Raw genomic sequence first — 678 nt, forward strand, 5'->3', positions numbered from 1 at the left:
CCCGACCAGCAAAACCCGCATACAGCTCGTCAACGTCCACGGGAGCGGCCCCGGGAGGAGGCCAACTGGCGCCGCTGAGAACCTCGGAGACGGGCTCCTCATCAACCGCCGCGCAGCTCAACCCCGTCGCATGGCGCTTCCAGCCCAGGTCGACGTCGTCGGAGTCCATCCGTGAGTGAATGCTGAACTCGCGCTGCCCGTCCTGTTGGACCTCCCCGACAACCACCTGCACGTGAACGGTCTCCCCTTCGGGGACCGCAAGAGGTGTTTCAAGGGCGATATCTTCGATGCCCTGTTGGCCCACGTGCGTCACGGCATGCATCGCCAACTCGATCAGCGCGGCCCCCGGCACCAGTACGGTTCCCCAGACCTGGTGGTCGGCGAGCCATGGGTGTGTCTCCAGCGAGATGCGTCCGGTGAAGAGCTGCCCGCCCTCGGCGAGAGGGACCGCGGCCCCCAGGAGGGGGTGTTCAAGAGTTTCCAGCCCCAGGCCCGTGGCATCGGCCGCCACGGTCGGAGCATCGAGCCAGTAACGCTCCCGCTGGAACGCGTACGTCGGCAAGGACACCAACGCCCCACCACCCGGCCCGGACGACACAGCACCCAAGACGGGCGTCCAGTCAACGGTCACCCCGTTGACATGCAGCTGGGCCAGGGAAGTCAGGACCTGCCCGAGCG

General features: G+C 67.3%; 1 protein-coding gene. It reads right to left on the bottom strand.

Annotated elements, in window-relative coordinates; genetic code table 11:
- Nucleotides 1-568 (bottom strand): polyketide synthase dehydratase domain-containing protein (locus IEJ02_RS47735; RefSeq protein WP_191070497.1); only part of this gene is annotated, 568 nt, incomplete at its 3' end.
- Between the last annotated feature and the right edge of the window lie 110 nt (nt 569-678).

The organism is Streptomyces sp. 5-10 (assembly GCF_014712245.1).
Taxonomy (GTDB): Bacteria; Actinomycetota; Actinomycetes; order Streptomycetales; family Streptomycetaceae; genus Streptomyces; species Streptomyces violaceusniger.